The sequence below is a fragment of the Halolamina rubra genome (genome assembly GCF_000739555.1).
GTDB classification, from domain to species: domain Archaea; phylum Halobacteriota; class Halobacteria; order Halobacteriales; family Haloferacaceae; genus Halolamina; species Halolamina rubra.
On record NZ_BBJN01000018.1, the window covers coordinates 26230 to 50712 of the forward strand.

Genomic DNA, 24483 nt, shown 5'->3' on the forward strand with positions numbered 1-24483 from the left:
TCGGAGCGGTGGCTCGATTACCAGGGGACAAGATTCACACACTGTGCCAGCGGGAGGCCCATCATCGACCCGGCGACGGTGTACAACGGCCCGAGGACGACGAGGATCACCGCGGACTTCATCGCCGATCGCTTGTGGCGTTTGAGCCCCTTCTTCCGCTCGTGATCGAGGGTGAACATCTCGAGGAGGGACTCCGCCTGCCAGACGACGACCAGCCCGACGATCCCCAGCGCCGTCGTGAGTTGGAAGAACCCCTCGATCATGCTGGGGAGGTTGTCCGCACTGCAGACCGCGTTCTGCTGGGCGGCGACGGGGTCGACGGCGACGAGGCACAGGATGATGACGGAGAGGACCGCCTGACGGGGGAGTCGGTGGATCGTCGATGGCTGGTGGGCGGGGCAGTGGCCTGCGTCAGCGGGGGTGGTGGACTGGGCCATCGAGGTCACTCCGTGGCACTGTCGGCAGTTGGTGGCTGGCGCTGCTCATCGGCGACGAGAGCCTCGAGATCGGCCAAACGGTTGGTTTCAGCCGCGATCTCGTCCAGCGTGTACCCCTGCTCTCGGGCGCGTTCAAGGAGGTCGCGGAGCTCATCACTGTCGACCCCGCGAACGGCCATCTCCTCCCGAATCGCGCGCCGATAGAGGGCTGAAGCGTTGATGTGGTTGTTCCACCGCAGGTACAGTTCGTCGATCGCCTCGACGGTGACCGATCTCGTAATCATACGTGTGGAGGGGGGTGTCTATTGGTTGGGTCTCGGTGCGCGGTAACAATATCCACAGTCGAGGACTTATTCCTTTCGTCGGGATCGAAAATCAACCAGAATCGAAGAATCGTTAAGAGATATGTCTCCGATCGACGGCGCTGTGCCGCGTTTCGGGCAGCCGTGTCGGATAGGGGGCGGGGGTGTCTTAACCAACATAGCCGGCCTTGCCGGACCTATTGTTGGTTAATAGTTCCCGCCGAATCAGGCTACTCTTGTGTGGGTTCCCGGACCAGACGATCTGTTCATCCGCATCAAGCGTTACCAGTCCACCCTACCTATCTCGATTATCGATGATTCAGATACGCATAGCACCCTCGGCAATTCAGAAATATAGGGGTGTTGCAAAGAACTATATTACTCTATCCCGTCCGTTTCTACATGGATAATCGGAATTCGCCAGAGGATTTTGCAGACGTCAACGAAGCGGTCGGAGAGGAATGGGTAGCTGAAACAACGCCGTACGAGCGTATTCGACACGTCATTGCGCATACGTACAGTCCTGTCTCAGCTGATGCGGTAGCTGATGATGCACGGACCGCTCCAAAGACCGCTCGAAAGCACTTGAACACACTTGCTGAGGAAGGATTCGTTGAGACGACTCCTGGCGAGCACGGCGGCACGCTCTATCACCGCTCGCCCGAATCGCTCGTCGTGGAACAGGCTGCCGACATCCTTGAGCACGTCTCGACCGACGAACTCGTCACGCGTATTCGGGAGATGCGTGAACAGCTCACCGAGTATCAGACCGAATTCGGTGTCGAGTCTCCAGAAGAGTTGGCGGTCAACCAGACGAATCAGGCTCTTGCCGAGTCCGGGCCTCCACAGGAAGAAATCGATCCAGAGACGATTCGTGAGTGGAAGACGCTCCGTCGGAACCTCGCGTTTGCGAACGCTGCTCTCTCGATTGGCAACGCCGAGCAGTTTGTCGATAGCGACCGTCGACCGACTGATGACAGCGTTCCCGCTTGATCAATGCAGGATTCTCCTAATCAAGCGGAAACCCATACTCTTCGTGGAGCAACGGATCGGCCGGCGCTACTGACGATTCGTGATGTCGTCGAGGAGATGGAACCGCTTGCGACAGCAGAACTTGATGATTACCTCCATCCATCCACCCTGGAAGTCAAACTTGACGACGGACTGTGTTCAGCTGAAGAAGCCCGGATTGACATCCAGTGGACGACACGAGATGATTACAAGTTCCACTACACGGACACAGAGGCGGTGAATTTCCGGTGGGGAAAGCATCCACATGCGGGTGATTATATCCATGTCTCCGAATTGGAGCACTACCATCCACCGCCCAATGCGAGTTCAGATCCAAACCAGGTCGAAGAGTCCTGTATCACACAATCCCCAGAAGAATTGGTTACTCGCGCCGTCCTCAAACTATGGCGGGTTGCCTATCATTTGGACTCCTATGAACCACTCAACGCCGGCCACAACCCACCGTGAACCGCCTCGGGGTCAAGCCTCGAGGCACTCGCCTTGTTTATCTGTAGAGGAAGAGGCCGGCCAAGATCGAATCTTCTGCGGCGGCGTCCCTCCCTACCGGTGCTTGAGATGATATACATGTGGTACCCGGACACCTGCTGATGCCTTTGGCGAATCCGACGTGGGTCAAACCCGTTCGAAAGGCCGTCTCCTGGTGGACGCGACAACGTACACCCACCACCGACCGTCGGTTTAGCCTGGCCCGGGGATCTCCAATACCGTCTGGTCGCAGTCCGAGCAGCCGGGCGTCGAGGAAGGCCAGCGCGTGGTGCTTCGGAACATGGCTAAGAACTGGTACGAGGGGCGCGTCTCCGTGGCCCAGACAGTGCAGCCGTCGGTCTCGTTCCCCGAGTGGGAGGCATCGTGGGCGGGTTAGGACCGTTGTGACTCTCTTTTGGAGTGACCAGCCACCTCCCCAGCCGTCGTCCTCGTAGGGCTCGGACGCCCCTCGCGGACGCTCGCGGCAGTCGCCGCGCCTCGCACGCGCCACCGTCACCGTGGATGGTCGGTATCAGCTATCGATTCAGTCTATCTGTCGAGCGAGCTGCGGATCGCTCGGATCTCCTCGCGAATCTCCTGCCACTGCGACAGATCACCGGGGATCGCGGATTGTCCCCAATCGCCCCCACTGATCCCATCATCGTTCGATGTCGCTCGATCGACGAGTGCCCGGATCGCCCGCGGATCTTCGATCGCTCGGAACGAGAGGTCGTCCCCACCAGCGAGTTCGAACGTGACTGTCCCGTACCCGAAGATCGATCCCGTGATGTCCTGCTCGAAGGCGCTGTTCTGTACGGTTTCGAGGTTTGCCTGCGTGACAGACCGCGTCAACACGCCGCGTTTCACGTACAGTGCTTCGTCCGTCACGACGTACTGCACGCCTTGTAGCGCGATATACTGCCACACCGGGATCGCCAGCGCAAATGGAACGACGGCGAGGAACAGCAGGGTTTCCCCAGAAACACTCACGGCAATCCCGAAGCCTGCGAGGAGAACCCCGGCCACGACTGCTGGGAGGATGGTCGTGATCCGTGGGCGGCCGGTCCACTCGACGGACTCAGTCGCGTCAAGCGGGATCGCCGAGTCGATTGCCTCCGTCATGCGTGGCTACCGTTCCTCACTCGACTCGTCGTCGACAGTCGCGTTCGAGGCGTGCTGATCGCTCCTGCCACCCACGTTCTGGGTCGTGTCGTCCTCACTAATCGAGGGTTCGTCCGTCCCACTGCCGGTGGTTGTCGTCGTCGCCGACGTGGTCCCCGTGGACTCCTGTTGTGCATCGAGCGTCGACCGAATTTCTCTGAGTTCGACGAGAATATCGTCGAGTACGTCGCCCTTCGTCTCACCCGACTCCGTCGTCCGGTCACCGCGGCTGGCCTTCACCCGCTTGTTGATGAGCTCCTGCACTTCGCGCGGATCGGGGACTGAGCGGAACTGCAGTTCGACACCGGACCCACCAGCCGTCGATACGTCGACGTTGCCGTACCCGAACTGAGAGCCGAAGAACCCCTGGCTGTACGACGTGTTCTGCACTTTCCCGAAATCGATGCGCTGTACGTCCCGCGACAGGACGCCCGTCTTCTTGTACAGTCCATCGGTCGTCACCACGTACTGTGTATTCTCCCGCTGGAGATACGCCCCAGCGATGATGAACAGGCCGACGAGGAGAAGCGAGAGCGGCACTCCGACGACGAGTGCCGGAATCAGACTACTCTCGTGTGGGTTCCCGGACCAGACGATCTCCTCGTCCGCATCAAGCGTCAACCAGTCCACCGTTCCTGCATCGATCGTCGACGATTCTGACATACGGGTACTTCACCAGAGAAGTGTATTAACTTCCCGACACAGACAGTTCACAACTAGTCCGAACACATGCTTGACCTCCTTCCGCACCTAAAGACGCGGGAATCCCACCACGGGATTTCGGGCCGGTCGAACCGCCCCTCTGGTTTCAAGACGCATTCGTTCCAAACGTCTCTTGTTGGGCAGCATCGGCTTGGCTGTCTTGTGGGGGGACACATCCGCCTGGTACTCGCCCATCCAGCAAGCGTCGTTCGGACACGTGAACGTCGCCTGTCGCGGCCGGTATCCTCTCTCTCCGCAGGCGTGATACTCCTGTCGGCCTTCCTACCACGTAGCACGTGTGTTCATGTGGGGCTGCGTAGGCTCCGTGCCGGTCGACCCCGTCTTTTCGGCCCCTCCGTCCGTATCGTCGATCCACACCCTGGCGGTCTCTTCCTTGCGGGCCAACAGTTGTCTGGACTCCGTTCGAGTGTGGCGATAGATTGCACAAACGAGTACATCAACCCGGAGGCGTTAGCTATCTTAGCCAAACAGGAGCGTGGAGCCTCACGTTCCAGTTCTCCGACCACCAAGTCACGGTCGGGCACAATTCACGGATTCTGGTCGATTGGGTTGCGTACTCCCCTGATATGTCGAACAGTTTTGACGCATGAGCTACTCGAGAAGCAGCAGACACATCGGCTGTATCGAACCCTGCTTCAGCCGCCGAACTCCCCCTCGAGGAGCACCCGAATGCGGCGCAGTTCGCTCAACTCTTCGCCGCCCAGCGTCGACGACCGATCGACCGCGGCCCGTTCGTCGTCGAGCGTTTCGTCGTCACCCTCGGTAGCAGCCGGGCGACGTCGTCGCACTTTCGTCAACACCTGATCTTTGATCTCTTCGTAGTCGCTGACACCGGTTATTGTCAGTTCGGCTCCCGTCTGCCCAGCGTAGCCTGCCGTGTGAATACCGACGGAGCCAGCGTCGACGAGTCGCTGAATCGGGCCCTGCGCAGCGTTGACGTTGGTGATTCGGTTGTACGGCACGGTCGTCTTCTGCTGGAAGAACACGCCGCGTCGGTACTCGATCTCGTCGTCAGTGAGTCGGTAGGCGGCCGTCCGGTAGAATGCCGGAATCCACCACGTCAGAAACACGAACACGGCCAGCGGAACGGCAATCACGAGCCCGGAGACCCAGAGGGGAGCGTCGGAAAACGCGCCGACCGACGCGAGGAACCCACCGACGGCGACGAGGATACCGACGCCGATGGCTTCGTACAGAAAGTAGTACACCCGCAGTTTCTCTGGCTTGAACCACTCGTTTTCTGGTCGCATACACGCCCGTACGCGTCGAGGGGTAGTAGATTCGTAAGGTCGTTCTCAGGTCGTGGAATAGCGATATCTGCCGCGGTGACTGTTCGCCCCCAAGTGTTATCGGACAATTGAACGAACATCAATACATGTCAGAACGAGTGCAACTACAACCCTCAATAGACCTTCGAATGGTCTCGGGATTTCTTCTCCTCACGTTCGCCATCTCTTGGGGTGGTCTTGCCGGGCTCGGCTTCGCCGATATCGATCTCGGCAGTAGTAGCGGGCAGGGCCTCGGCACAATCATCTTCATGGGCGGTCCGGCGATCGCGGCGATCACCCTCCTCCGGATCCGCCGATCGTCCATTCGGCAAGGAACTGGACTGTCCCGCGGGCGTCTCCGGTGGATTGTCCTCGCCTGGGTCGCCCCAGCTGGGCTAACCGCGGTGATGATTGGCGTCGGGGCCATGCTCCCGGAGACGGTAGTTACAGCCGACTATTCGGCGTTCTTACTCGAACTCGGGCTCTCAGAGGGGGAGGCCGCTGCCACGATCGCTGATTTGGAGGCGACTGGCGTGCCAGTGGCCGTTCTCCTGCTCGGGCTTGGGCTCGCCCTCGGGGGGACGCTGTTTGCGCTTGCTGCCTTCGGCGAAGAACTCGGCTGGCGGGGGCTGTTACTCACGGAGTTGGCCCCACTCGGCTTTTGGAAGCTATCGATATTGACGGGTTTGGTCTGGGGAATCTGGCACACTCCGCTCGTCCTTCTTGGGCTCCAGTTCCCCGGGGAGCCAGCAGCCGGAATCGTCTCTATGACCGCTGCAACGGTTGCGTGGTCGCCGATTTACACCTACCTGACCGTGCGGGCGCGGTCGGTACTCGCTGCGACGTTTTTCCACGGGTCGTTCATTCTGGGTGTCTTCACGTCGGTGTTCCTCGCCGACGGGAGCGAACTCGTGATATCTCCCTTCGGAATCGTTGGAATCGTGGCCGCGCTGGTCGGCATCACCGCGTGTGTGGCACACGACCGACTTCATGCTGCTGAGCAAATCACGACAGGCGACCCACTGAACCCTTGGTCCCGTAATGAGCTGTGAGGTGGCTGCGGCGACTATCTCCAGGAACCAATCCCCCCACAGCCGCGGGCGCAGCACACCTAGGGAAGAACTTGCTTACCCAACGATGGCCGAAACACGCGCATCTGTGCTGGGTGAGGGTATGTCGGTAGAACCGCCTACTTACTGATTCAGATTCTTGTGGAATATCCTGCCTTACCATCAACGGTGGCGTTTGGAGGAGTTGTCGGATTCACTCCTACCGTAAACGGCGGGATTCTCTCCTCGAAGAAAGATACGCGTCAGAACCGCCCAACTGGTCTCCTCCGTCAGAATGATTAAGCGGGTCACGACGCGTTCCCGTAGTAATGGCTCCCCGAATCGGCTCTCTTGCCCGAGAACTCTCACGCCCGTACTACGAGGATGCCTTCCCCGCACACGACATTTTCCACGCGAAACGAGTGCGTGATGTCTCGCTCCAGCTTGCAGACCAGCATCCCGACACTGTCGACCGAGAAGTTTTGGCTGCGGCTGCGTGGTTTCACGACATCGGCCGACCCCTCGAACGGGTCGGGGAGATCGATGACCACGACGAATGGGCGGCCAACGAAGTTACGACGCTCCTCGAGAGTGAAGAGTTCTCGACGACCCGAATCACCGCCATCGAGCACTGCCTCCGAGCACACAGTATCCGGGCAAGCTCGCCAGAGCCGGAGACACTCGAGGCAAAGCTACTCTTCGACGCCGACAAGCTCGATGCGACTGGCGCTGTCGGACTCGTTCGACTCGCCTGTATCGTCGGTGAGCGTTCCGGACGGACGGGCGAGCAGTACGCGATCATCGACGACGCATCCACACTCGATGTCGACCACGCAGAACTGCCGGACATCGACGTCGTGCGCGAGTGGGCGCGAACACGTCTCGATGCGTTACACACTGACCCGGGCCGACGCCTCGGGGAGTCCCGCTGGGAGTTCATGGAGGAGTTCCTCACGCAGTTCGCTCTCGAGACGAACTGGACCCAAGAAACCGGCTGAACTGGATGGTCTAACTCCCGTGGCCTGAGTGATTGAGACGGTTTGTGACGGACGCGGAGTACGGTGGCTGAGGCGTCGTGTGAAACCGATACGTGTGGCGAGTCACCAGTACGCAAGCCTTTATGTGAATGACCACGCCTTCTCTCGGCTATGGACGCACGGATTCCTGGCTTCTACAAACTGAGCGTTGCCGAACGACGCGAGGCGGTCGCCGACCACTGCGACCTCAGCGAGGAGGCGGTCTCGGCGATCAGTGGCGGCCTCGACGACACGCGGGCGGACGCGATCAGCGAGAACGTCATCGGCACTATCGAGTACCCGCTCGGGATCGCGACGAACTTCCAGATCGACGGCGACGACCGCCTGATTCCGATGGCTGTCGAGGAGACGAGCGTCGTCGCAGCGGCCTCCTACGGGGCGCGGATGGCTCGGCCAACGGGTGGGTTCACCACCAACGTGAGCGGCCCGGTGATGATCGCGCAGATCCAGGCCGTCGACGTCGACGACCCACACGCCGCGAAAGTCCGGATTCTCGAGCACGCCGACGAACTCATCGAGGCCGCGAACGCGGAGGACCCGACGCTCGTCGAACACGGCGGCGGCTGTCGGAACGTCGAAGTCCGGGTCGTCGACACGGCACGCGGCGCGATGGTCGTCACCCACCTGATCGTCGACGTCAGGGACGCGATGGGGGGGAACGCGGTCAACTCGATGGCGGAAGCACTGGCCCCCCGCATCGAGGACCTGACCGGCGGCGATGTGCTTCTGCGGATTCTCTCGAACCTAGCCGACCGACGATTGGCCCGGGCGACGGCGACGATCGAACCGGAATCCCTCACCGACGACGACAGCGAGCTTTCCGGCGAAGAAGTCCGAGACCGTATCGTCGACGCCTGGGCGTTCGCCGCAGCCGATCCGTACCGCGCCGCGACGCACAACAAGGGGATCATGAACGGGATCGACGCCGTCGCCACCGCGACGTTCAACGACTGGCGGGCGATCGAGGCGGGCGCCCACGCCTACGCCTCGATGGGTGGCTACGGCCCGCTCACGAGCTACGAGGTCGACGCCGACGGGAACCTGGCGTGCAGTATCGAGGTCCCGATCCAGGTCGGCACCGTCGGCGGCGCGACCCAACTCCAACCCACGGCGCAGGCTGCGATGGAGATCCTCGACGTCGAGTCGGCTGACGAACTCGCGGGCGTGTTCGCGGCGGTCGGCCTCGCGCAGAACTACGCTGGCCTCCGCGCGCTGGTCAGCGAGGGCATCCAGACCGGTCACATGAACCTTCACGCGAAGAACATCGCCATCCAGGCGGGCGCTTCGGGCGATCTCGTCGACGAGGTCGCCGAGCGCATGGTCGCAGAGGACGCGATCCGGCAGGACCGGGCGGAGGAGCTCATCGACGAACTCTCATGACCGTGCGCATCGCTTCCGGGGCAGGGTTCTGGGGAGATTATCCCGATGCGACAGGCCGCCTGTTGGACCACGGCGAGTTTGACTACCTGCAGCTCGAATACCTCGCGGAGGTGACGATGGGGATCCTCGCGCGACTGCAGGAGTCCGGCCGCCCGGGGTACGCGACGGATTTCGTCGACATCGTCGTCGAGGAGTACGTCGACGCCCTCCTCGACCGAGAGATCACCGTCGTGACGAACGCGGGCGGCGTCGCGCCGACGGCCTGTGCCGACCGCGTCCAGGAACTGGCAGCCGAGCGAGGGCACGACCCGACCATCGCGACCGTCACCGGTGAGGAAGTCACGGCGCAACTCGACGAACTCAGGGCGGATCCAGGCCTGCCCAACATCGAGACGGGAGCGGCCTTCCCCGAGAACGTCGAGCCGCAAGTCGCCGTTGCGTACGCCGGCGCGTTCCCCATCGCCGAGGCGTTGGACCGCGGCGCCGACATCGTCATTACGGGCCGCGTGGCGGACCCGGCACTGACGCTCGGGCCACTCCTCCACGAGTTCGAGTGGGAGGCGGACGATTACGACCGACTGGCGGCGGGCACTGTCGCAGGCCACCTCATCGAGTGCGGGACGCAGGTGACGGGCGGGAACTTCCTCGGTGACTGGCGAGAGCTCTCGTTTGGGAACCTCGGCTATCCGATCGCGGAAGTCGAGCCTCCGGGACGTTCACCGTGACGAAACCGCCGGATACCGGGGGCGCGGTAACAACCGAAACGGTCAGCGAACAGCTCGTCTACGAGATCGGCGACCCGTCGGCGTACCTGACGCCGGACGTCACGGCCGATTTTACCTCCGTGCGACTCGAGGATCTCGGCGACGACGCCGTCCGCGTCCACGGTGTCACGGGAACCGCGCCGCCGGAAGACTACAAAGCGACGGTGCACTACCCGAACGGCTTCAAGCTCGCCGGAGAGCTGCTGTACTCGCGACCGGACGCCCTCGAGAAGGCCCGCCGAGCGGCGTCGATCCTCGAAGACCGGATCGAGACGCTCGGCCTCGACGTCGAGGAGACGCACGCGGACTACATCGGCCACGACGGCGCACACGGGCCAGCGGCACCGGACCGCGAACCGTACAACGAGATCATGCTACGGTTCGCGGCCCGTGGCCCCTCGCGGGACGACCTGCGGCGGCTCGGCATGGAGTTCGCCCCGCTCTCGATGGCCGGCCCGCCGTCGGTTACTGGGCTGACTGACGGGGGGCGGCCGTCGCCGACGCCGATCATCGACACGTGGCCGACACTCGTCTCGCGGGACGCGATCCAGCCCGAGGTGACGGTTCATGAGTGACGACACGGACGACGAGGGAGTGCTGCTCGCCGACATCGCACACGGCCGCTCCGGCGACAAGGGGAACCGGCTGAACATCGGCGTCGTCGCCGACGATCCGGACGCCTACGAGCGGCTCCGCGAGCAACTGACCGCGGCGTTCGTCGCCGAGCAGTTCGACGGCCTCGTCAACGGGTCGGTCACGCGCTACGAACTGCCGAACATCAACGCGCTGAACTTCCTCTGTGAGGACGCGCTCGACGGCGGCGGGCAGCACAGCCTTCGGTACGACACGCAGGGGAAGACGTACGCCGCAGCGCTACTCGAATGCCGACTCCCCCCGCGAGAGGTCGCATGACTGACGCCGATAACGAACCCGAGCCGGCAGCCGACGTGGACCCGGACGAGGACGTGGCCAGGCGGACTGTCGTGGTCACCGATCGAAACGGACAGCAGCGAATCTGGGCGACGGGCTGGTACCGTGTCCGACCCGAGACATTCGTCCACCACGAGCTGTTCTTCGATCCCGACCAGATCAACTGCACGTACGCCGAGCAGTCGTTCAAGTCCTTTCTGCTGCGCCGCGACGGGCGTAACCGGGAGGCTGCTCGCATCGGGCGTGCGCTTCTCGACGAGCCGACCGACGAACTACTCGCTCACGAGCGAAGCTTCGCGATCTCGATCGAAGACGTCGAGGAGATCCGGCTCCGGGCCGGCTCGCTCCTGTTCAAGCCGAAACTCGTCATCGCCACTGCCGACCGCGACGTCGAGTTCTACCACAAGGACCGCTCACAGGATATGGGCTCGCTCGCGGACGCACTCCGGACGCAGTACGACGTCGACGTCGTCGAGTCGTCGCCGTCCATTCTCCCCTGACGAGCGCCCGAGCTGGTGTCGAACCCGCTTTCGACGGTCGAAAAAGATCGACTGCGACCTGAGGTCGCGGAGTCGAGCGTGCCTAGACGGACACCACCTTGCGGATGTCCTCAGTGATCGCGTCGCGCGCGTGTGAGTCAGTTACGAAGCTCACCGCGATGAGGGTGATGCTCGCCAGCACGAGCGTGAACGCGCCGATGACGATGCTGTTGGGCAGCGAGAAGCCGTAGAACTCGCCGGCGATAGCGAGCCCCAGGTTGGAGCCGAGCGCCACCACGGCGGAGGCGATGGCGCCCTCGCGGGACGCACCGTCCCAGTTCAGGCCGATGCCCAGCAGCGGGACGAGCGCGCTCGCGAACAGCGCCCAGCCGACGACGCCGAGCAGGCCGACGAGGATCTCCGCGTAGTACGCGAGTCCGAGCGATCCGACGATGATGACGGCGCTCCCGATGCGGTGGGCCCACAGCTCCTGGCTGTCCGAGGTGTACTCGATGCCGAGGCCGACCGGGATGTCACGCGCGAGGTTCGCCGCACCGATGTTGATGAACGCGTCGCTGGTGCTCATGATGGCGCCGAGCGCCGCGGCGAACACGATCCCTGCCAGCAGCGGTGAGACGAACTCGGTCAGGAAGAACGGCGCCGCGTTGTCGGGGTTTGACAGCGCGTCCAGCGCGCCCGTCTCGACGCTGGCGCGGACGCCGATGCCGATACCGAGCATCATCAGCGACGCCGCGAAGTACGACAGCGCCGCGATGGGCGCGCCCCACTTGAGGAGTTTCACGTCACGCACCATGTACAGCTTGTGCGCCATGTGAGGCTGGCCGGAGTTGCCGATCGTGAACAGGAAGTACCAGCACAGCGCCAGCATCACGGGGAAACTCCCGAACGCCCCCGCGAACGTCGGGTCGTTGACGGCGATGTCACGGCTCATCTGGCCGAGGCCGCCACCCCAGTCGAGGGCGATGAAGAACACGAGGATGCTCCCGGCGACCATCACGCCGCCCTGGATGAGGTCAGTCATCACGCCGGCGATCATCCCGCCACCGACGGTGTAGATCGCGATGATCGCGGTCGCGATGAGCACCGCCGTGAGCTGGGTCGTCCCGAGAATTTCGCCAAGCACGAACCCCATCGCCTTCAGCTGGACGGCGAGATACGAGATGACGCCCAGTAGCACCGAGACTGCGGTGAGGACGCGCACCGTATCGCTGTTGTAGCGGGCGTAGACGGCGTCGGGAATCGTGAGGATGTCACGCACTTCGGCCAACAGCCGCATCTTCTTCCCGAGCACGAACCACGAGATCGGGAACGCGAGCGGGGCGACGATCGCGATCCAGAGGAAGGCGTACCCCCCTGAGTAGAACAGCCCCGGGCCGCCGATGAACCCGAACCCGCTCATGATCGACGCGAACGCCGAGAACGCGACCGCCCACGTGCCGAACCGCTTGCCGCTGATGAGGAAGTCCGAGGTGCTCTTCGTCTCCGCCGTCCCCCAGACGCCGATAGCGAGGACGGCCAAGAGATACAGGACGGTGATGCCGACGATGAGTGGGTCAAGCGCCATCAGTCGTCACCTCCAGTTGCCCCGGGGGCTTCCCGTCGTTCCATTTCGCGGAACTCGGCAGCCTCGTTCGAGTCCCAGATGTACTCTTCGAACAGGTACGGGTACGCGAACATCATGTACAGCGCTGGCGGCATCCAGAGGCCGTACACGAGCACCGCCGTCGCACGGGGCAGGCCGAGCCAGTACACCGGGTCCGTGTACGTCGGGTTCTGGAAGTGGAAGTACCAGAGTGCGGCGAACAGGACGCCGAGAAGAGCGACGAGCCCGCCTGTCAACTTCAGGAACGGCTGCGCGTCGACGTCGCTAGCCTGGCCGCGTGTCCCGATCAGAACGTACAGGCCGAAGAAGGCGATAATCGTGTAGGAGAACAGGATCTGCCCGATCTGCCCTCCTGTGAGCATCGCCCCCAACATCACGATCAATACCCCGAGCGCGAGCGCAATCAACCGATCTTTCGTGTTGGTGATTGCCATGATACGAGCTAGCAACATTATCAGAGGTACATAAATATAACCATAATACAAGAGGGATTCCGTCATAGAAGGTTCAAAGGCTATACGCCGCGGTTTCAGCTGGCTACAATCAGGAAACCAAATAAGTAGTAACCCGTCTCTCGTCGAACGCCACGACGAACATTTCGTCGACAATACCCCCAACGACTTCGATCGGCACCTCAAAACGCCCGAGGGGCGAGCGGTCTCGCCATGGTCGGACACACAGCTCAGGTTGCTCCAACCGGTCTACGACGCCCAGCAACTGCGGGATGACCCGCTGGGGTGCTGACGCTGTCGATGGCACCGCTTCTGTTACCCTATCCGCCGTCTGATTCACGGTGCCTCCGTCGACGTGGCTAGCTCCCGGACGGGTCAGTCTGCAGATTCGGCCGTCGTCGATAATGCGGTTCCCGACATCTCGAGGATTGACAGATCGACGCGCCGAAGCAGTTGCGCATTGATCGCCACGATCACCGTACTCAGCGACATCAGCAGCGCACCAACAGCGGGCGAGAGCAGGATTCCGATCGGCGCCAACACACCGGCTGCGAGCGGGAGCGCGAACACGTTGTAGCCGGCCGCCCAGACGATGTTCTCCTGCATCTTCCGGTAGCTGGCCTTGCTCAGCTTCACCAGCCGAACCACGTCCAATGGGTTGTTCTGAACGAGGATCACGTCGGCCGACTGGACGGCCACGTCGGTCCCACTCCCGATGGCGATACCCACGTCGGCCCGCGTCAGCGCCGGCGCGTCGTTGACGCCGTCGCCGACCATCCCCACGAGCTTCCCCTGGTCCTGGAGCTCCTGCACTTTCTTGTCCTTGTCCTCGGGGAGGACCTCCGCGAACACCGTGTCGATGCCCAGTTCGTCGGCGACGGCGTCGGCGACGTCCCGTGAGTCGCCGGTCAGCATCGCCACCTCGATACCCAGATCGTGCAGGGCGTCGACGACGCGGAAACTCTCCTCGCGGATCACGTCGGCCATCGCGAACGCGGCAACGAGTTCTCCCTCTTGGCTCGCGGCTTCGCCGCTCGTACTGTTCGAGGCCCCGTTTCGCTCGCCCTCGCGAACCAGATACACGACCGTCTGGGCGTTCTCGCCGGCGTCGTCGGCGAATCGCTGGAGGTGATCGGGAACCGCGCTATCGAGTTGGGTCAACAGGTTCGGCCCGCCGACGTACACCTCGTCCCCCTCGACGGTCGCTCGGACGCCCCGCCCCTTGATCGCCTCGAACCCGGACGCCTCAGGCGGGGTGAGCCCCCGCTCGTCGGCGGCTTCGCGGATCGCTCGCGCGATCATGTGTTCGGAGTCGCTCTCGACGGCCGCTGCGAGCGCGAGTGCCTCGTCGGCGTCGACGCCGTCGACGGTCGCCATGTCGACGATGCCGTGCTCGCCCTCCGTGAGCGTCCCCGTCTTGTCGAAGATGATCGCGTCGAGGTTCCGGGCCTCCTCCATCGCGATCCGGTCGCGGACGAGCATCCCGTTCTGCGCGGCGAGTGACGTGTTGATCGCGACGACCAGCGGGATAGCGAGGCCGAGCGCGTGCGGGCAGGCGATGACGAGCACGGTGACGACGCGCTCGATCACCGTCGCGTTGAACGAGACGGCGATCGTCCACGCGATGGCTGTCACGACGGCCGCCCCGACGGCGACGTAGAACAGCCAGCCGGCCGCCCGGTCGGCCAGCACCTGCGTCTTCGACTTGCTCTGCTGGGCTTCCTCGACCAGCCGCATGATGCCCGCGAGCGTCGTCTCCTCGCCTGTCGCCCCGACGCGGACACGGAGGCTCCCGTCACCGTTGATCGTGCCGCCGATGACGTCGTCGCCGGGCTCTTTCGAGACGGGTTTCGACTCGCCAGTGATCATCGACTCCTCGACGGCCGAATCCCCCTCTTCGACGGTCCCGTCGGCGGGGACACTCGCGCCCGGTCGCACGAGCACGAGATCCCCCTCGGCGAGGTCACTGACCGGGACTTCCTCCGTCTCGCCGTCGTCCCGAATACGCTCGGCGGTGTCGGGCATCAGCTTCGCCAACTCGTCAACGGCGCTGGAGGCACGGCGCACCGACCGCATCTCGATCCAGTGGCCGAGCAGCATGATGTCGATCAGCGTGACGAGCTCCCAGAAGAACGCCGACTGCTCGGGGAAGACGACGGTGGCGAGGCTGTAGACGAACGCGACGGTGATCGCCATCGAGATGAGCGTCATCATCCCCGGTGACCGGTCTTTCAACTCCGGAACGGCCATCTGGAGGAACGGCACCCCACCGTAGGCGAAGACGACGACGGCGAACACGGGGTTGATCCACTCACTCCCCGGGAACATGGGGACGGAGAAGCCGAACCAGTCCTGCAGCGCTTCGCTGTAGAGGAGGACGGGGATCGAGAGGACTGTCGAGACGAAGAATCGCCGACGGAACATCTGCTCGTGGCCTTCGTGCATGTTGCCGTTGTCCTCGTGGCCGTCGTGGCTGCCGTGTCCCTCGTGTTCTCCGTGGCCACTATCCGCAGCCTCATCGTGATCCGTATGGTCAGCCCCGTTGGCCTGCCTGTCCGACTCGTCATCCATTAGCAAGCAATTGACACCGGGAGCGCTTCAAGATGGAGGCAACTGCGGTTCGGGACTTGGCCGTGAGTAGTTCGTCATCACCGTCGAACTCGAACCCTGTTCGGTCTATCAACCGAACTCCCCACCGGCCACAATCTTGATACTGGTTCGCCGAAAAAACCGAACTCAACCCCAGTTCGGCACCGGGGGCGAACACATGACCGAGAACCCCGACGACACCGAGTACGTGGCCGTCATCGGCGACATCCGCGGCTCTCGGGAGTTGACCGACCGGAGCGAGGCACAGCAGGAGTTCAAACAGGTCGTGAACTCCCTCAACGACGACCTCCCGGAGGAGGCCATCGCCTCACAGTTCACCGTCACGACGGGCGACGAGTTCCAGGTCCTCCTGACCGACGCGGCCGTCGCCGTCGACGCCGTGGTCTCGGTCAGCGACCGGTTCCACCCGGCCAAGCTCCGGTTCGGGATCGGGCTGGGCGAACTGGACACGGAGCTCAACCCGGAGCAGGCGATCGGGATGGACGGCCCGTGCTTCCACAGAGCCCGCGCGGCGATCAACGACGCCGAGTCCGAGGAGGCGTGGGTCCGCGTCGGCGGCTGGTCGGGCGCCCGCGATAGCCACGTCAACGCGATGTTCGACGTGGTCCAGTGCCTCCGTGAGGACTGGACGGATCGACAGGCCCAGTTCGCTCGGGCCCTCGCGGAGGAGGGAACCCAGAAGGGCGTCGCCGAGCGGTACGACGTCGCGAAGTCGACCGTCAGCGAGTCTCTCAGCGCCGGGCACGTCCACGAGGTCCGCACCGCCGAGGCATCGCTGGGCGAGCTGTTACAGACAACCCGGTCCGGAGGTGAGTCAGCATGAGCGGGTGGTTGACCGGGCTCGGCCCCGCGGGAACCGCCCTCGCGCTACTCCTTCTGGGGCACGTCCTCGGCGACTTCGCCTTCCAGACGGACGAACTCGCGGCGGCCAAGCACCGAGTCCGGCCGCTGCTCACCCACGTCGGCATCGTCTTCGTCGTCCACGTGGTCGCCTTCCTCCCCCTCTTGACGACTCGCTCGGCGCTCACCGTCGTCGCGATCGGCGTCCTGCACCTCCCCATCGACGCCGTCTCGGCACGGCTCCGACAGCAAACGGGGAGTTCGGCGCGGCTGTTCCTCGCCGACCAGGTGGCCCACCTGCTCGTCATCCTCGGTGCGTGGACCTTGGTCGATCCCGGGGCGTGGACGCTCACGCCGGTGCTGGCTGGCGTCGGTGGGCTGGCCACACTCCCCTGGGCGCAGGTGACCACCGGGGCGGTGTACCTCGCGGCGTTCGTGTTCGCCCACGACGGCGGGAACGCCATCGTCCGGGGCGTGCTCCCGGATCCGGACCCGGCGCCCAACTCGGAGGACGAACTGGAGGCGGGGTCGCTCATCGGGAGCCTCGAGCGGTGGGTCATCCTCTTCCTCGGCGTGGCTGGCCTCTGGGGGTCGGTCGGACTCGTCGTGGCGGCGAAGTCGATCGCGCGGTTCGAGGAACTCAAGCAGCAGGCGTTCGCGGAGTACTTCCTCGTCGGCACGCTCTCGAGCGTGCTCGTGGCCATCGCGTTGGCCGGCGCCGTGTCGGTGCTGGTCTGAGGCGGCAGCCTGCGCCGCCTCCCACCCAGTGAGACCCCGGGGCCGGTTTTAAGCGCCGACGGTGCGACGCTATCGACGTGAACGAGGAGGCAGACACAGGTGGCCTGTTCGCGCCCGAGCGCGTCGCCGTGATCGGGGCGACGGAGCGCGAGGGCTCGATCGGCGCCGCCATCATCCAGAACCTCGGCGACTTCACGGGCGACGTGGTCCCGGTGAACCCGAGTCGCGACAGCGTGTTCGGGCGGGAGTGCTACCCGGACGTGGCCTCGGTCCCGGACCCCGTCGATCTCGCGGTGGTCGTCGTGCCGCCGCCGATCGCCGTCGACGCCGTCCGGGAGGCCGGCGAGGCGGGCGTCCGGAACGTCGTCGTGATCACGGCCGGGTTCAGCGAGACCGGCTCGGAGGGCGCACAGCGCGAACAGGAGCTCCGGGCGGTCGCCGCGGAGTACGACCTCAACCTGGTCGGCCCGAACTCGCTGGGGGTGCTCTCGACGCCGGCGGGGCTCAACGCCACGTTCGGCCCGTCGAACGCGCTCCCGGGGTCGCTGTCGTTCATGAGTCAGTCCGGCGCGTTCATCACGGCCGTGCTGGACTGGGCGAACGACCAGGGGATCGGCTTCAAAGACGTCGTCTCGCTCGGCAACAAGGCCGTCCTCGACGAGTCGGACTTCCTCACCCACTGGCGGGACGACCCCGAGACGAACGTGATCCTCGGCTACCTCGAGGGCGTCGCCGACGGCCGGACGTTCATCGACACGGCGCGGGAAGTCACGCAGGACACGCCGGTCGTCGTCGTCAAGTCCGGGCGGACCGAGGCCGGCGCCGACGCCGCCTCCTCGCACACTGGCACCATCGCCGGCAGCGAGGAGGCCTACGAGGCGGCGTTCGAGCAGGCGGGCGTCGTCCGCGCGGAGAACGTCCAGGAGCTGTTCGACTACGCCCGCTCGCTCGACGGGCTCCCGATGCCCGACAGCGACGAGGTGGGGATCGTAACCAACGCGGGCGGCCCGGGCGTGATGGCGACCGACGCCGTCGGCGACTCCGGGCTCTCGATGGCGTCGTTCACCGACGAGACGCTGTCGACGCTCGAGGCGTCGATGCCCGAGGAGGCGAACATCTACAACCCGGTCGACGTGATCGGCGACGCCGACATCGAGCGCTTCGAGACGGCGCTCGACGCCGTGCTCGCCGACGACGAGGTCGGCTGCGCGATCGTCATCTCGGCGCCCACGGCGATCGTCGACTACGAGGAGCTCGCCGCCGTCATCGCCGAGCGGCGAATCGAACACGACAAGCCCGTCGTCGCGTGCCTGATGGGCGGCGAGCGGGCCGAACCCGCGGCCGACGTGCTCGGCGAGGCGGGTATCCCCAACTACTTCGACCCGGCCCGCGCGGTGAGCAGCCTCGACGCGCTGTCGGTCCAGCGTGACGTGGAGGCCCGGAGCTACGAGGAACCCACCTCGTTCGACGTGGACCGGGAGCGCGCCCACGAGATCCTCACTGACGCCGCCGACCGCGGCGCGAGACGGCTCGGCGTCGAGGCGATGGGGCTGCTGGACGCCTACGGCCTGCCGACCCCCGACTCAGAACTCGTGGACGACCCGTCGGAGGCCGTCTGGGCCGCCTCCAACATCGAGGGCGACGTGGTGATGAAGATCGTCAGCCCGGACATCCTCCACAAGTCCGACATCGGCGGCGTCGCCGTCGGCGTCGCCCAGGACGACGTGGCCGAGACTTACGAGACGCTGATGACGCGCGCCCGGAACTACCAGCCGGACGCGAGCATCCTCGGCGTCCAGGTGCAGGAGATGGTCGACGTCGACGCCGGCACGGAGACCATCCTCGGGATGAACCGCGACCCGCAGTTCGGCCCCCTGCTGTTGTTCGGCCTCGGCGGCATCTTCGTCGAGGTGCTCGAGGACACGAGTGTCCGCATCGCCCCGGTCTCCGGGCGCGAGGCGGGCGAGATGGTGGACGAACTCGACTCGGCGCCGCTGCTCCGCGGCGCCCGCGGCCGGCCCTCGGCGGACGAGGCGGCCGTCGAGGAGGCCATCCAGCGGCTGAGCCAACTCGTGACAGACTTCGACGCCATCCTCGAACTCGACGTGAACCCGCTGCTCGCCACCGAAGACGGCGTGCAGGCGCTCGACGTACGACTGACCATCGACCCAGACCAGCTATGAACTCGCTACTCGTAACCTCGACAGACGAAGGCACCGGCAAGACCGCCGTCACGCTCGCGCTCGCGCGCCTCGCCGCGGACCGCGGCGCGACGGTCGGCTACATGAAACCCAAGGGCACCCGCCTGCAGAGCAACGTCGGCAAGACGCTCGACGCCGACCCGATGCTCGCGCGGGAGCTGCTCGGCCTCGACGCCGAGATGCACGAGATGGAGCCCGTCGTCTACTCGCCGACGTTCATCTCGGGCGCCATCCGCGGCGAGGAGGACACCACGGCGCTCCGTGAGCGCGTTCGCGACGCGTACGACGGCCTCGCCGAGGGGAAGGAGACGATGATCCTCGAGGGCGCCGGCGACCCCGCGACCGGCGCCGTCGTCGACCTCACGGACGGCGACATCGCCGACCTGCTGGAGACCGACGCGGTGCTCGTCGCCCGCTACCAGGAGCCCGGCGACGTGGACGGCATCCTCGCGGCCGCCGAAGCGCTGGGCGACCGCTGTCGCGGCGTCGTGTTCAACGCCGTCACCAGCGCCGCCTACGACGAGGTCGAGACCGAGGTGGTCCCGTTCCTCGAGTCCCGCGACGTGCCCGTGCTGGGCGTCCTCCCCTGGGAGCGCTCGATGGCCGGCGTCACGGTCGCGGACCTGACGAAGGAGCTCGGCGCGCAGTCGCACACTGGTGCGCCGACGGACGCCCTGATCGAGCGGGTGCTCGTCGGCGCGATGACTGGCGAGAGCGCGCTGAGCCACTTCCGCCGGACGAAGGACGCCGCGGTCATCACGGGCGGCGACCGCGCGGACGTGCAGGCGGCGGCGCTCGACGCGCCGGGGGTCAACTGTCTCGTGCTCACGGGCGGGCACCGACCGTCCGGGGCGATCCTCGGCGAGGCCGAGGAGCAGGGGATGCCCGTGGTGACGGTCCAGACGGACACGATCACGACGATCGAGCGCATCGAGTCGCTGATCCACGGCGGCCGCGTGCGCGACGAGGCGACCGTCGAGACGATGCAGGAGCTGCTCCACCAGCACGCCGACGTGGACGCGCTGCTGGACTGAGGCGTCGGGTTTTCTCCGTTCGAGGACTGGGTCGGGAACTCACCCCCGGAGCGCACTGCCGACACGCTCGACGACCGCGGGCGCGGCGGTCGCAAAGCGGTTCGCCACGGCATACTGCGCGTAGAGGTCGCGCCCGTCAGCGGCAATCCCGCCCTCCGTGGCCGACCGGTCGGCGTTCCGAATCGGGTAGTACGCGTACTGCGCGAGACGGCGGGCGAGCAACGCGGGATCGGTGTCGACCAGCGAACGGAGCTCCTTGACGGCGGCCGCACGTTCGGCCTCGATCGGATCGACCGACTCGGGCACGCTGTACGCGCCGTCCGAGACGGCCTCCCGGGCGTCGGCGAACGCGCTATCGGCCGCGAGGGCACGCATCGCTGGGAGTATGGCGCCGACGTCGTGCCCGTCCTCATGGTGTTCGACGGCGCCCTGGGCGCCGATCCACCGGCTGCGGGCGAGCTCCTCGAGCAGTCGCTCGGCGGGGGTGTCGGACACGTTACGCTCGAAATCGCTGGTCAACTCCTCCCAGTCGGGCGGAGATGCGTGTGCTTCGACATCGTCGACGAGCGTCGCTGCGACGCTGGCGAACCGCTCCTCGTAGTCCCGTCGGTCGTCCAGCGTCGACACGTAGTGATCGTGCAGATGCCGGGCGTCGGCGGCGTACGCGCGCCCCCACTCGAGGCGCTGGGCGAGTTCGGCGACGTGCAGGACGGTGTTCTCGTACTCGTGATGCGACGCCGGTTCGGTGAGTCGGGCGCCGGCCCGGGCCCAGTCGGTGATCCGGGCGTGTTCGGCGAACGCGGCCACGGGATCGCCAGCGGGACCGACGTGTGAGTAGTCGTCGAGGAACGACGCGGCGTCGCGGTGGTGGCGCTCGCGGCGCGACTCGACCGCAGCTTCCGTGAGTTCGTCGTCGAACGCGGCGAGGCCGGCGTCGACGAACATCGCCTCTCCGCGCGGGTGGGTGAGGCTCGGGAGTACGCGGATCGGAGGCTCGCCGTCGTCATCCGCCGAAAGGGCGCCCCGGGCGGCCTCGCGCTCCCGAGCAAGCACGTCGCGGACGACGGCGTTCGGGATCCGGGAGAGGTCCGTGCCGTCGAGCAGCGTCTGGATCCGCTCACGAGCCGTCTCGACGTGTTCGTCGGTCGGCTGGACCGGGACCGGGGGCGGGATCTCGGGGATGTCGCCGGCGAGGGCGGCGATGGCGTCGTCGTCGTACTCGACGGGCGTCTCCTCCGAGAACGGATCGAGGTCGCCACAGCCCGCGAGCGCGCCGGTGAGCGCGGTGCCGACGGCGGCGAGCAGCGAGCGGCGGGTCTGCCGACTCATGCGGACTCACTCCCGTTGCGGGACTCCTCGGGGATCGGGTCACAACTCCCACCGCTGCCGATACTGAACCCGCTGTACTCGTCGGCGGGGAACGGGAGCCGCACGGCGACGGCGACGTGATCCCGAGCGTTGCGCTCGCAGTCGACCTCGGCGTCACGGATCACCCGACATAGCTGGACGCTCGGATCGCCGTCGGCGTCTCTGGTGACGTAGTTCACCTCCAGTTCGTAACACTCGCCGATCGGTCGCTGGTAGACGAACACGGATTCGCTGTCGTACGCCGTCTCCGCGACGAGTCGCCGAGCGGCGTCGACGTTCGTCGCGTGCTCGGCGAACACGAGTTCCGACGCGTCGTCCTCGCTCTCGAGGACGCTGTTGGAAACCGGGTTTGGCGTCGATGAGGCGTCGTCGTTGTCGCCGTCCCCATCGGCTTCGGTCGGCCTGTGCGTGATCGGCGGCCGGTCGGTGCTCGACCGCGCGATCGCGGCGGTGTAGTCGGTGACGAGCGAGTCCTCGTCGGGCGGGTACTCGCTGGTACTAGTCTCGCTGCCGCTACAGCCGGCGAGTCCGGTCGCGATTCCGGCGCCGACGCCGGCCAGCAGCGCTCGGCGGGAGGGGGTGGAGGGCGGGGCCATCGTGACTCAGCAATCTCCGCAGACGAACAAGAAACCGGTGGTCGGTTGAGCAGGTCTCGGTGCCACGACCTTACTGACGAACGTCGATACTCCCCTCGAAGTGGCCGGCCACGACACGGCAACCGACGACGCCACCCCCACGAGTTGCCAGGTGGGGAACCGGCTATCGACTCCAAAAAAGGGGAATTCCGTGTTTTTCAGGCCAGATGGGCGACTGCCTCGGGCTCGTCGACGTCGTCGAACGCACCACGTTCGACTGGTTCCCACGCCTCCCCCGGTTCGGGGCTCCACCAGTCGACGGTGTAGGCGCCGGGGGCGCCGAGGATCTTCACTCGCGCCGATCCGTCAGGCAGGTCACGACGCAGTTTCTCGTCGACGTGAAGGTTCCACGTCGTCTGCGTGTCGAAGCAGGCCAGGACAGCATCCTCGTAGCCCCGGTCCTCCCGCGACGCTTTGAGTTCGACCTGTGTGTTGCAGTTCCGGCAGAACACCCCTTCGAAGGGGATGTGGCTGAACACCTCGTGTCCACAGACGGGACACCAGAGGAACTCGAACAGTGCCTCACTGTGTCGGTCGATGACTTCCAGGCTCATCGGTAAATCAGCCCGTTTCGAGCCGGGCCACCCACTCAGGCCGGTGAGAAACACTCATGACGCTGAACCTGGCTCGGGAAATCGAAGGGAAAAGCTCCCGAGGCACTGAAGCAGTTAACCAACAATCGAGGGTGAAACCGCACTAGTGTTGGTTAATTGTCGGCTGGTTGGTCCGCCAACGCGTCGATGAGCTCCTGTGCCGTCCGGCTGATTCGCCCCAACCGATCACGCACCACCTCGGGATCGTCCGACTCCCAGGCGGCCAGGTAGAACGCCGAGCCACTGGTGTCGAGCCCGCAGTACCGCCCGACGACGTACGCGACGGCCTCTGCTTCGACCTCGCGCTTCGACCGTTCGGTGTCGTCGTCGACGTCGAAGTGGAGCAGGGCGTGTGCGTACTCATGGATGAGCGTCCGGGCGAGATCGGCGTCGTTCGCCCGATCACGCACTTCGACGAGCGGCTGGCACTCGAACAGACTCAACCGTTCACAGACTCCCTTCGCCTCGCCGTGCTGCCACTCCGCTTCGGAAACCACCGTCGCCGTGACGCCGATGGCGTCCGCGATCGCCAGGAGCCGCGGGACGAGCTCCTCGGCATCGCCAGTCGCCGCCCGATCCAGCTCTGGGAGCGGCTCCCCCTCCGTCTTGGAGACGTCGAACACCGGCGCGGGCCTGAACCCGACCAGCCCCTCGGACCACTCCTCGGGCGGCGTCTCGTCGTACGTACAGTCGCTGTCGTCGTGGTAGCTCGGCGAGTTCTCACACTCGGGACACTGGCTGGTGATGATCGGCGCCCAGATCCAGATGGCCGACTCGCCCTCCATGACGTGGCGGTCGAACTCCTCCTGCCACGTCCGGTAGCCCGCCACCTTCGTCGCCTCGGGACACTGGCGCTTGATGAGGAGCGTGTTCCGGTAGGAGTAGTCGTGGAACCGGCTCTGGACGTCGAGCCACTCCTGAAACTCGTCGCTCGCCTGCGCGTCGTCGACGTCGAGGACGAGATCGTCAACCCACTGTTCGATCGTCCTGTGCATCTCGTCAGATCGTGTGTCGGTCTCGTCGAAGGAGACCGACGTGTCGCTGGGTGTCGCCATCGGAATCACCGAATCAAGTTTGCGGCGGCTCTGTCCGTCTAGAACGCGCCGCACCCCTCTGGGGCGTTCAAAAAACCAGCTCTGTCGGTAAGCGGAGCTCGTGGCGTTCGTCCGCGAAGCCGACCGAGACGAGGTACTCGAGGGAATCCGAGGGGTGGGCAGCACGGATGCTCCGGTCATCACCAGAGGCCACTGAACCAACAAATCGTCGTACTCGGGGGTGCTCTCGGTAGATGGTCGTCACTCAGGATGAATATCGAGAGCACCCGGAGAAAAAATCTGGAGGCTGGAAGGGACGACGGCGCC

At 65.1% G+C, this 24483-nt stretch carries 23 protein-coding genes and 1 pseudogene; 12 read left to right on the top strand and 12 right to left on the bottom strand.

Annotated features, from left to right (window positions below):
• Positions 1 to 17: 17 nt before the first annotated feature.
• Together ACP95_RS05110 and ACP95_RS05115 are read right to left on the bottom strand one after the other, a co-directional pair.
• Entirely contained in the window at positions 18 to 437 is a 420-nt protein-coding gene (locus ACP95_RS05110; RefSeq protein ID WP_049980203.1) for a hypothetical protein, read from the bottom strand.
• Positions 438 to 442: 5 nt separating this feature from the next.
• Entirely contained in the window at positions 443 to 721 is a 279-nt protein-coding gene (locus tag ACP95_RS05115) for a hypothetical protein (RefSeq protein WP_049980172.1), read from the bottom strand.
• A gap of 420 nt (positions 722 to 1141) precedes the next feature.
• Here ACP95_RS05115 and ACP95_RS05120 point away from each other — a divergent pair, with 420 nt between their 5' ends.
• Positions 1142 to 1732: a DUF7342 family protein gene (locus tag ACP95_RS05120; protein WP_049980173.1), complete on the top strand. Its 591-nt coding sequence runs from the start codon at positions 1142 to 1144 to the stop codon at positions 1730 to 1732.
• Positions 1733 to 1735: 3 nt separating this feature from the next.
• Entirely contained in the window at positions 1736 to 2218 is a 483-nt protein-coding gene (locus ACP95_RS15225; RefSeq protein WP_082224578.1) for a hypothetical protein, read from the top strand.
• Positions 2219 to 2785: 567 nt separating this feature from the next.
• On the opposite strand, the gene ACP95_RS05125 is transcribed toward ACP95_RS15225, so the two are convergent.
• From ACP95_RS05125 to ACP95_RS05135, 3 genes are all read right to left on the bottom strand, one after another.
• Positions 2786 to 3358 carry a PH domain-containing protein gene (locus ACP95_RS05125; RefSeq protein WP_049980174.1) on the bottom strand — a complete coding sequence of 191 codons (573 nt, stop codon included), beginning with the start codon at positions 3356 to 3358 and terminating at the stop codon, positions 2786 to 2788.
• Between the two features lie 6 nt (positions 3359 to 3364).
• Positions 3365 to 4060, bottom strand: coding sequence for a PH domain-containing protein (locus ACP95_RS05130; protein WP_049980175.1), 696 nt, complete (start codon positions 4058 to 4060; stop codon positions 3365 to 3367).
• 695 nt (positions 4061 to 4755) lie between these two features.
• On the bottom strand, positions 4756 to 5370 hold the full coding sequence (locus ACP95_RS05135) for a PH domain-containing protein (protein ID WP_049980176.1): 615 nt from the start codon (positions 5368 to 5370) through the stop codon (positions 4756 to 4758).
• Between the two features lie 125 nt (positions 5371 to 5495).
• On the opposite strand from ACP95_RS05135, the gene ACP95_RS05140 reads away from it, so the two are divergent.
• From ACP95_RS05140 to ACP95_RS05170, 6 genes and pseudogenes are all read left to right on the top strand, one after another.
• Positions 5496 to 6440, top strand: a complete 945-nt coding sequence (locus tag ACP95_RS05140; RefSeq protein ID WP_082224579.1) for a CPBP family intramembrane glutamic endopeptidase — start codon at positions 5496 to 5498, stop codon at positions 6438 to 6440.
• Between the two features lie 326 nt (positions 6441 to 6766).
• Positions 6767 to 7435 carry an HD domain-containing protein gene (locus ACP95_RS05145; protein WP_049980178.1) on the top strand — a complete coding sequence of 223 codons (669 nt, stop codon included), beginning with the start codon at positions 6767 to 6769 and terminating at the stop codon, positions 7433 to 7435.
• 150 nt (positions 7436 to 7585) lie between these two features.
• Complete coding sequence (locus tag ACP95_RS05150; RefSeq protein WP_049980179.1) at positions 7586 to 8854, top strand: hydroxymethylglutaryl-CoA reductase, degradative; 1269 nt, start codon at positions 7586 to 7588, stop codon at positions 8852 to 8854.
• A pseudogene (locus ACP95_RS16300) lies at positions 8851 to 10193 on the top strand (acyclic terpene utilization AtuA family protein). The gene ACP95_RS05150 and the pseudogene ACP95_RS16300 overlap by 4 nt, the downstream one beginning before the upstream one ends.
• Complete coding sequence (locus ACP95_RS05165) at positions 10186 to 10530, top strand: AtuA-related protein (protein WP_049980182.1); 345 nt, start codon at positions 10186 to 10188, stop codon at positions 10528 to 10530. The pseudogene ACP95_RS16300 and the gene ACP95_RS05165 overlap by 8 nt, the downstream one beginning before the upstream one ends.
• The gene (locus tag ACP95_RS05170) at positions 10527 to 11048 is read left to right on the top strand and encodes a hypothetical protein (RefSeq protein WP_049980183.1); all 522 of its coding nucleotides are present in this window, start codon (positions 10527 to 10529) and stop codon (positions 11046 to 11048) included. Before ACP95_RS05165 ends, ACP95_RS05170 begins: the two co-directional genes overlap by 4 nt.
• Positions 11049 to 11130: 82 nt before the next feature.
• On the opposite strand, the gene ACP95_RS05175 is transcribed toward ACP95_RS05170, so the two are convergent.
• The 3 genes from ACP95_RS05175 to ACP95_RS05185 all read right to left on the bottom strand — a co-directional run bounded on the left by ACP95_RS05175 (position 11131) and on the right by ACP95_RS05185 (position 15548).
• Positions 11131 to 12612: a sodium:solute symporter family transporter gene (locus ACP95_RS05175; RefSeq protein ID WP_049980184.1), complete on the bottom strand. Its 1482-nt coding sequence runs from the start codon at positions 12610 to 12612 to the stop codon at positions 11131 to 11133.
• The gene (locus ACP95_RS05180; protein ID WP_154018448.1) at positions 12612 to 13085 is read right to left on the bottom strand and encodes a hypothetical protein; all 474 of its coding nucleotides are present in this window, start codon (positions 13083 to 13085) and stop codon (positions 12612 to 12614) included. The genes ACP95_RS05175 and ACP95_RS05180 overlap by 1 nt, the downstream gene beginning before the upstream one ends.
• A gap of 393 nt (positions 13086 to 13478) precedes the next feature.
• Positions 13479 to 15548, bottom strand: coding sequence for a heavy metal translocating P-type ATPase (locus tag ACP95_RS05185; RefSeq protein ID WP_049980186.1), 2070 nt, complete (start codon positions 15546 to 15548; stop codon positions 13479 to 13481).
• Between the two features lie 322 nt (positions 15549 to 15870).
• Between ACP95_RS05185 and ACP95_RS05190 the strand changes: the two genes are divergently transcribed.
• From ACP95_RS05190 to ACP95_RS05205, 4 genes are all read left to right on the top strand, one after another.
• Entirely contained in the window at positions 15871 to 16536 is a 666-nt protein-coding gene (locus ACP95_RS05190) for a SatD family protein (protein ID WP_049980187.1), read from the top strand.
• Positions 16533 to 17291 (top strand): DUF3307 domain-containing protein, encoded by a 759-nt coding sequence (locus tag ACP95_RS05195; RefSeq protein WP_049980188.1) that lies wholly within the window; start codon positions 16533 to 16535, stop codon positions 17289 to 17291. The genes ACP95_RS05190 and ACP95_RS05195 overlap by 4 nt, the downstream gene beginning before the upstream one ends.
• A 77-nt stretch (positions 17292 to 17368) precedes the next feature.
• Positions 17369 to 19474: an acetate--CoA ligase alpha subunit gene (gene acs, locus ACP95_RS05200; protein WP_049980189.1), complete on the top strand. Its 2106-nt coding sequence runs from the start codon at positions 17369 to 17371 to the stop codon at positions 19472 to 19474.
• The gene (locus ACP95_RS05205; protein WP_049980190.1) at positions 19471 to 20526 is read left to right on the top strand and encodes a phosphotransacetylase family protein; all 1056 of its coding nucleotides are present in this window, start codon (positions 19471 to 19473) and stop codon (positions 20524 to 20526) included. Before acs ends, ACP95_RS05205 begins: the two co-directional genes overlap by 4 nt.
• A 39-nt stretch (positions 20527 to 20565) precedes the next feature.
• Here ACP95_RS05205 and ACP95_RS05210 read toward each other — a convergent pair whose 3' ends face one another.
• From ACP95_RS05210 to ACP95_RS05225, 4 genes are all read right to left on the bottom strand, one after another.
• Positions 20566 to 21855, bottom strand: a complete 1290-nt coding sequence (locus tag ACP95_RS05210) for a hypothetical protein (protein ID WP_049980191.1) — start codon at positions 21853 to 21855, stop codon at positions 20566 to 20568.
• Positions 21852 to 22490 (bottom strand): hypothetical protein, encoded by a 639-nt coding sequence (locus ACP95_RS05215; protein ID WP_049980192.1) that lies wholly within the window; start codon positions 22488 to 22490, stop codon positions 21852 to 21854. The genes ACP95_RS05210 and ACP95_RS05215 overlap by 4 nt, the downstream gene beginning before the upstream one ends.
• Before the next feature lie 197 nt (positions 22491 to 22687).
• A complete protein-coding gene (locus tag ACP95_RS05220) occupies positions 22688 to 23083 on the bottom strand; it encodes a DUF7567 family protein (protein ID WP_049980193.1) in 396 nt (131 codons plus the stop codon).
• Between the two features lie 152 nt (positions 23084 to 23235).
• Complete coding sequence (locus ACP95_RS05225) at positions 23236 to 24177, bottom strand: ImmA/IrrE family metallo-endopeptidase (protein WP_049980194.1); 942 nt, start codon at positions 24175 to 24177, stop codon at positions 23236 to 23238.
• Positions 24178 to 24483 lie beyond the last annotated feature (306 nt).